This is a genomic window from Paenarthrobacter sp. NPDC018779, from assembly GCF_044391085.1.
Classification (GTDB): domain Bacteria; phylum Actinomycetota; class Actinomycetes; order Actinomycetales; family Micrococcaceae; genus Arthrobacter.
The window spans coordinates 1-6565 of record NZ_JBIRZS010000048.1; the positions used below are offsets into that span (position 1 = coordinate 1).

The 6565-nt window shown below is 65.2% G+C and carries 5 protein-coding genes and 1 pseudogene; all 6 read right to left on the reverse strand.

The genetic code is table 11. From position 1 onward, the window contains the following. Positions 1 to 1095 (reverse strand): annotated as a pseudogene (locus tag ACH488_RS21845) (hypothetical protein); the annotation flags it as partial. Between the two features lie 568 nt (positions 1096 to 1663). After that, complete coding sequence (locus tag ACH488_RS21850; RefSeq protein WP_397326694.1) at positions 1664 to 2134, reverse strand: pyridoxamine 5'-phosphate oxidase family protein; 471 nt, start codon at positions 2132 to 2134, stop codon at positions 1664 to 1666. 57 nt (positions 2135 to 2191) lie between these two features. Continuing rightward, positions 2192 to 3646, reverse strand: coding sequence for an MFS transporter (locus ACH488_RS21855; protein ID WP_397326695.1), 1455 nt, complete (start codon positions 3644 to 3646; stop codon positions 2192 to 2194). A gap of 138 nt (positions 3647 to 3784) precedes the next feature. Continuing rightward, positions 3785 to 5230 (reverse strand): FAD-binding oxidoreductase, encoded by a 1446-nt coding sequence (locus tag ACH488_RS21860; RefSeq protein WP_397326698.1) that lies wholly within the window; start codon positions 5228 to 5230, stop codon positions 3785 to 3787. A 93-nt stretch (positions 5231 to 5323) separates the two neighbouring features. Next, positions 5324 to 5887: a GNAT family N-acetyltransferase gene (locus tag ACH488_RS21865; RefSeq protein WP_397326696.1), complete on the reverse strand. Its 564-nt coding sequence runs from the start codon at positions 5885 to 5887 to the stop codon at positions 5324 to 5326. Then, positions 5880 to 6374, reverse strand: coding sequence for an SRPBCC domain-containing protein (locus tag ACH488_RS21870; RefSeq protein ID WP_397326697.1), 495 nt, complete (start codon positions 6372 to 6374; stop codon positions 5880 to 5882). The genes ACH488_RS21865 and ACH488_RS21870 overlap by 8 nt, the downstream gene beginning before the upstream one ends. Positions 6375 to 6565 lie beyond the last annotated feature (191 nt).

The window sequence follows — 6565 nt, forward strand, 5'->3', positions numbered from 1 at the left end:
GACTTCCCGCCCGGCGCGTGCGGCCGGGTCGCTGCCCGTTCCCCGCCCGGCGGGTGTGGTCGGGTCGTTGCCGGGGCCATGCTTGACCAACTCCCTGGCCCAACCGGCCGGGACGATGCCGTAGCCCTTCAACCTCGCCGGTTCACTATCACCCTGCAACAGCGTCCGGTCAGTCATCACCACTTCCAGGTGCACCCCAGCGGCACCACCCGGGGTCCCGGTAAGCCGCTCCACCAAAGTATCGGCCATCACCTGACCCTTGGACCGCACATCACCTTGAGAACGGGCCGTCCCCGCAACCTGGGTCAGCGCCGCATACGCCGCCACCCCCTGCGCCACAGGCAACAACGCCGTCAAATACGTCATCGTGTCCGGCGCCGGACGCAAACCCACGCTCCGCTCATTCACCGCGTACGCCGCCCGCCGGGTCACCGAGGCCGGGTCCCGCCGATACGCCGCAGCCTTCACCGCCGCCACAATCCGCCGGTCCCCGGCACCCTCGAACGTGCCCGTATCCGCGGCCAACTCCTCATCCACCGCGCACCGGTCCTCCACCGACAAACACGCCGTTTCCCGCACCAACAACGTCGCCCGCCACTCATTCAACAACCCGGACTCCAACGCCGCCAACGTCCGCGGCATCTCCCCCACCAGTGCCTTCGCCAACCCCAACAACCGGGCCCCCTTATTCGGGGACTCCCGACGCGCCAACGCCACCTGCGCCCCCACACCCCTGCCCCGCTCAGCCACCGGCACACCCGCCGCGGCCTGCTCCCTGCGTTGGGCCAGATCAAACGCCACAGCCACCCTCGCCTGCGCCGCCGCCACCGCCGACTTCAAATCCTCCAAACCCCGCAACAAACCCACCAACACCCCGCTCCCACCAGCAGGCTCCAGCGCACCAACAACAGCGATCAAATCCGCAACAGAAACCAGATCCCCACCGGCGGAAGGCACCCCACAAACAGGAACAGCAGGCTGCGACGAACCAGCCCCAGCGACCGGAGACACGGAAGCGGAAGACCCAGGGGCGACGGCAGCAACCCCGGCAGCGCCACCAACGCCACTACCCAACTGCCCCAAAAACCCGTCCATACCCCCACTCTTCCAGCCCCACAACCGCTGAATAAGACCGCCGACGAGCTATGTGGAAACACCCCAAAGACGCCCATCAACCCCTCCTCCACAACCAGAGGGCGCGGACTTGGGTTGCCCGTGTAGACGTTGTCTGGGTGGTGACAGAAGGGCGACGAGCCTGCGGCCATGCCCTTAGTTTTGGTGGCAGCGTGTATTCGGTCATCGGACCATCAACACCGGGCCCGACTCGGGAACCAACCTGTCCCGCACCTGCCGAGGCAGCCTGGAACGCCGGGACGCCTGAACCCGAAGCCAACTGAAGCAAACCAACCGGCAACCTGCAAAGACATTCCCTTAAGAGACACCTCCCTGGACACGTCCAACAGGTCCCAGCTGCGAACCCCGGCGGTGGGTGACCCGTCGTCGTAATTGACGCGTTGGCCGGTAAGCAGCTGCCGTAACCAACACCTCGCACGCCCCAAGGTGCCCCCAGCAGGGCAGCAGAGGGAGCAGCGCGACGGCGGCGCCATCCGAGTGGAAGGCACGGAGCCATTCAACAAGACGCGGTTTGGCGGCCGTCCCCGCCCTATTCCGGGCTTGCGGTGGGGGCGCCGTCCAACGGCGTCCACCACGTCACCGGCGGGGCAACCTTGAAGCGGCGTCCCGTCACAGTGCTGGGGGTGATCCGGATGAACTGGTCCTTTTGGCCGGCCTCCCAGGGAAAGAGCAGGAGACCGATGGTGTCCAAGACGTCCTGGGTGAGTTTGACCGCCGTCGCCTGTCCCTTTGCCACGACGCTCCAGGCGATGCCGGTATCCGGGTCGACACCGTCGGCCTCGATGGCCACGGGAGCATCGCTGAGTGCAGCGTGAAGTTTGGTGCCCTCACCCGTGCGGAAAACCATGGTTCCGTGATCAACTTTGTAATTCACGGGAAAGATGTCCGGATGATCGTCCACCAAGACGGCCAAACGGCCCACGGAAACACCGCGGAGGAGTTCCCAGCATTCATTGGCCTGCAGAATTTCCGTGCCGCTACCGGGCGCTGAGTTCGTCATACCGCAGAGGATACGCCGGAGCGCACCCGCCGAACAGGGCGCGCAAACCTCTCCGGATCAGCGAACCAACTCGGGCGTGGACTGGTTCCCGGGCAGGGGTTCGGCAGGCGTTTCGACGCTGGCTACCGGACCACGGATGGCAAGGTATCCCGCCCCGGCCAGGACCAACGCTTCAGCCGCCAGCGCAAGGAACGTCGCCTCCCAGCCACCGGTCCAAGTGTGCAAAAGGCCAGCCGCCAACGGACCGAGCGACGCCAGCGCAAATCCAAACCCCTGGCTCATTGCGGAGAGCCTTCCCGCGGATTGGGGTCCCGCCGAGCGGATCACCACCAATGCCATGCCCAGGCCAAACCCCGCGCTCTGGACCACCCCCAGCACTCCAACCATGGGGAATTGCAGGGCCGCCGGCACCAGCAGCACACCAATCAGGGCGACGGCCACGGACAGGCCGAGACCCGGAGCCAGGACTCGAAGGACCTTCGGACGGCCGGCCAGGACCGGGGCCAACAGGCTCGCCGGGAGGCCAGCCAGGCTGAACCAGGCAAGCAGGGCGGCGGCGTCGGCCGGTGAGAGCCCTTTGGAGGTCAGGTACACGGCCAGCCATGAGGTGATGGCGAAGTAAAGCATGGCCTGGAGCCCGAAAAATGCCGTCACTGCCCACGCTGTGCGCTGCTTCCGCAAGGGGATCACAGCCTGTTGAGCGTCCGACGTCGGCACGCGGCTGCTTGCTGCTCGCTCGCCGCTTGCTTGGGTGGCCCGAGCGGACGTGGCAGGTGCCGCCGTGGCAACTGGCGTGACGGCGCCGGGTGCCGCCGTCGGGCGGCCCGCCGCTCCCTCGCGTCCCGCCGTGGCAAGGTGCGTAGCGGCGCCGGGTGCCGCCGTCGGGCGGCCCGCCGCTCCCTCGCGTCCCGCCGTGGCAACTTGCGTGGCAGCGCCGGGTGCCGCCGTCGGGCTTCCCGGGCGGAAGATGAGGGCTGCACCGGCGACGGCCGGGAGTGCCCAGACGCCCAGCGCCCAGGCGAGGCTGCCCCCGAAGGCGTGCTCAAGGGGCTGGACCAAACCGGCGCCCAGCGCGGCGCCAAGCCCGAAGCCCATGGTGCACAGCCCCGTCCACCACCCGGTGCCATGATTGGCCTTCACGATCTGTGGCACCAGGACACTGGCGGTCATGATTGCCGCCCCGGCGAGGAAGGTGCCGGGAAGGAGCAGGGCCGGAAGCATGACGCGAAGCACCAGGGCCACCGCAAGCACCACCAAAGCGATGGCGACGGCAGGACCGGTGCCCATCTTCCTTGCAAGCCAGGGGGCGATCGGCCCTGACACACCGAAGGCCAGGACGGGCAAGGTACCCAGCAGCGGCAGGAGCGACGGGTCCAGCCCAAACGCACCGTTCACTTGGTTCATGACGCCTGCGACGGTGGTGATGGTGGGCCGCAGATTCACGGACACCACCACCAGCGCGAGCAACACCAGCCGCGGAGCAACACGTCCGCCCCCGAAAGACCGCTTCATCGCACCCTCACCTACCCTCAAACTCATTTGGTATACCAACTAAGAATATGATGTGGGCTATTGAAAGTAAATTGGCATGAGAGAAGCAGTTACAATGTGACTCAAGGGTCTAGCTGATGACTTGGAATACCAAGGGTTCTAAATAGCTTTCCCGGGATTCAAGATCCCGGAGGGATCGAACAACTCCTTGATGCGCCGCTGGAGTTCCCGCACGGGCTCGGGCTGTTCAAGTCCAAGCCAGCGCAGTTTGTACTGTCCCACGCCGTGTTCGCCCGTAATGGTGCCACCCATCTCCAGCCCCACCCGGATGGACTCGTCCAGTGCAGCCTTCAAGCGGACCAGAGCATCGGCGTCGGAGGCAGGATCCACCCGGTCCAACCAGAAGGTGGGGTGGAGGTTGCCGTCGCCGGCGTGTGCCACCACCTTGAGCCGCACGTCATGCCGGTCAGCCATGGCCTCAAGCTCAGCCACAAAGTCCACCAGCCGCGAACGGGGTACTGCGATGTCCTCTCCCACACGGAATTCATCGTCCACTTCCACGCCGCGGCTGTTGCGTCGAAGGTCCACCAGCATGTCGGCCTCTTCGCTGGCCTCCATGGTGACTGTAGCGCCGCCGTCGGACAGTACTTGGCGCACCACTGCGGCCTCGGCCGCTGCGCCGAAACCGTCGGTCTGGATCAGGAGCAACGACTTGCCCCGGGCCTGCAGGTCCGAGCCGTTGAGTTCGTCGAGTTGAACCAGGGTGCCGTTATCCAGGAGTTCCATGATGGCCGGCTGAACGCGTGCTTTGCCAACAGCCAGCACGCCGGCAGCCGCACTGCGGAAGTCCTGGTAGAAAGCGGCGATCGTATGGATCTCGCGCGGCAGGTATTTGAGCCGAACCGTCACGCCGACCACAATCCCCAACGTCCCCTCGGACCCCACCAACAGTGCCGTGAGGTCGTAGCCGGCCACGCCTTTGAAGGTCTGGTGGCCGGTGTGGACCAACGAGCCGTCCGCCAGCACCACATCCAGAGCGAGGACGGAATCGCGCGTCACGCCGTATTTGGCACACCGCAGTCCACCCGCGTTGGTAGCCACGTTGCCACCGATGGTGGACATCTTGTAACTCGCGGGGTCCGGTGCGTACATCAGTCCGTGGTGGGCGGCGGCCGCGTTCAGCTCGGCGTTGATGACGCCAGGTTCGACGACGGCGGTCTCGTCGTCAGAGTTGAGGTCCAGGATGCGATTCATTCGTTCGAGGCCGAGCACGATGCACCCGCGGGTGGCGTGCGCTCCGCCCGATACTCCGGTGCCCGCACCGCGCGGAACGATGGGGACTTGGTGGGCCGCACACGCGCGCACGATGTTCTGGACGTCCTCCACGGATTCCGCCCAGACCACGGCCAGGGGAAGATGCCGTTCCGGCAGAGGACCTTGGTCAGCCGAGTAGATGGTACGGGTGTCTTCGTCTTCCACCACTTGGTCCGGACGCAGGACTGCTTTGAGCTCCGCAAGGAAAGCCCTCTGCGACTGGGACTCCGAAGCGGTTTCCCCGCCACCAATGGTGCGTTCCTTGATGCCTTCTGCTGTTGTAGCGGCCATGGCCGTTTCATCCGACAAGGTGGTTCCTCCACACATGAGCACCGCGGACACGCCAAATCGGCAGTCTTCGCAGTGTTTTAGGTGCTCACCAGTCTAATCAGTACCTGCAGCATCCACCGCCGCAGCCCCGGCATCGGCTGGGGCGAGCTGCTTCTCCATGAAAAGCTCTTGCTTGCTCGGGTCCAAGGGATAAGGCTTGCTCTCCCCTGTCAGCTGGAAACCGTGGCGTTTATAAAAAGTCATGGCCCGCTGGTTGTCCTGGTGGACGCCCAGCTCCAAGGACCACGCCCCCAAGTCCGCAACAGCTGCCTGGCACGCATGAGCCAGCATTTGATCGGCCAATCCCAGGCCCCTGAACTCGGGCGCAACATAGACGCTGATCAACATGCCCTGCAACGGGCGGCCTGGGTCCTGGGGATGTTTCACCACCACCCGCATCAGTGCGCGGATCCTCGAACCCGGACCCTCGTCAGCCACGAGCGTGACACTGTCCTCGGCCGACATGGCAGATGCCCGCTCCAGCCATTGAGTGTCAGTCTGCCGGCGGGCTGCCTGGAGGCTCTCCACGTAGGCCATGGGAGTGTCAGCCAACATCTCCAGACGGACGGCTTTGAGCAGCGGCCAATCCTCGGGGCGCAGGCGCCGGATACTAGGCACCGGCTCCGCCCATGAACCGCGAATAGTTTGCGAGCACGCCGGGCCAACCCTCGGCGTACGAGGCCCTGGTAGCGGCAGGATCCTCGGCGCCCTCCCAGCCGTCATGCACCAGACGCACCTCGGTGCCCTCATCAACCGCCCGAAAAGCGACCCTCAACTCCGTGGACCACAGCGGCGTGCTGGCTGGGTACCAGCTGGCATGGAAGGACAGTGGCGGTTGCCAATCGTCGATGGTGCCCCAAACGGACGTCTCTCCGGCCTCGGAGGTCTCCAGGATGAGGTTCTCTTCGAATTCCACGTGCGAGCCGGCACCGTAGACGCTGTGCTCCTCCATCGGCCACCACAGATGGGGATGGTCAGTGAAACCCATGAAGGCATGTTGGATGGTGGCAGATACAACGATGGTGAATATCAAGGGCTCGAGCTGATCCGCGTCGGGCTGCGGCTCCCTGCTGTCCGACTCGGGGTGGCTGAAAAGACTGTCCATGATCATCAACTCTACCCGCGCCGATCATCATCTCTACCCGTGCCGCTACGCGGTCCGCATGGCTTGTTGTGGGGCCTGGTGTGCGTGCTTCTTCTTGGTTTTGGGGTGTTGTGTGGGCCCCGCAACGGGAGTGGTTGTTAAAGTGGGAGGCCCCCCAACCTGGTGGTTGGGGGGCCTCGACCTGAATGGTT

Bases quoted from the DNA above. Each gene is read 5' to 3' on its own strand.
- ACH488_RS21850 (WP_397326694.1), bottom strand. From the start codon at position 2,134: ATGACGAACTCAGCGCCCGGTAGCGGCACGGAAATTCTGCAGGCCAAT.
- ACH488_RS21855 (WP_397326695.1), bottom strand. From the start codon at position 3,646: ATGAAGCGGTCTTTCGGGGGCGGACGTGTTGCTCCGCGGCTGGTGTTG.
- ACH488_RS21860 (WP_397326698.1), bottom strand. From the start codon at position 5,230: ATGGCCGCTACAACAGCAGAAGGCATCAAGGAACGCACCATTGGTGGC.
- ACH488_RS21870 (WP_397326697.1), bottom strand. From the start codon at position 6,374: ATGGACAGTCTTTTCAGCCACCCCGAGTCGGACAGCAGGGAGCCGCAG.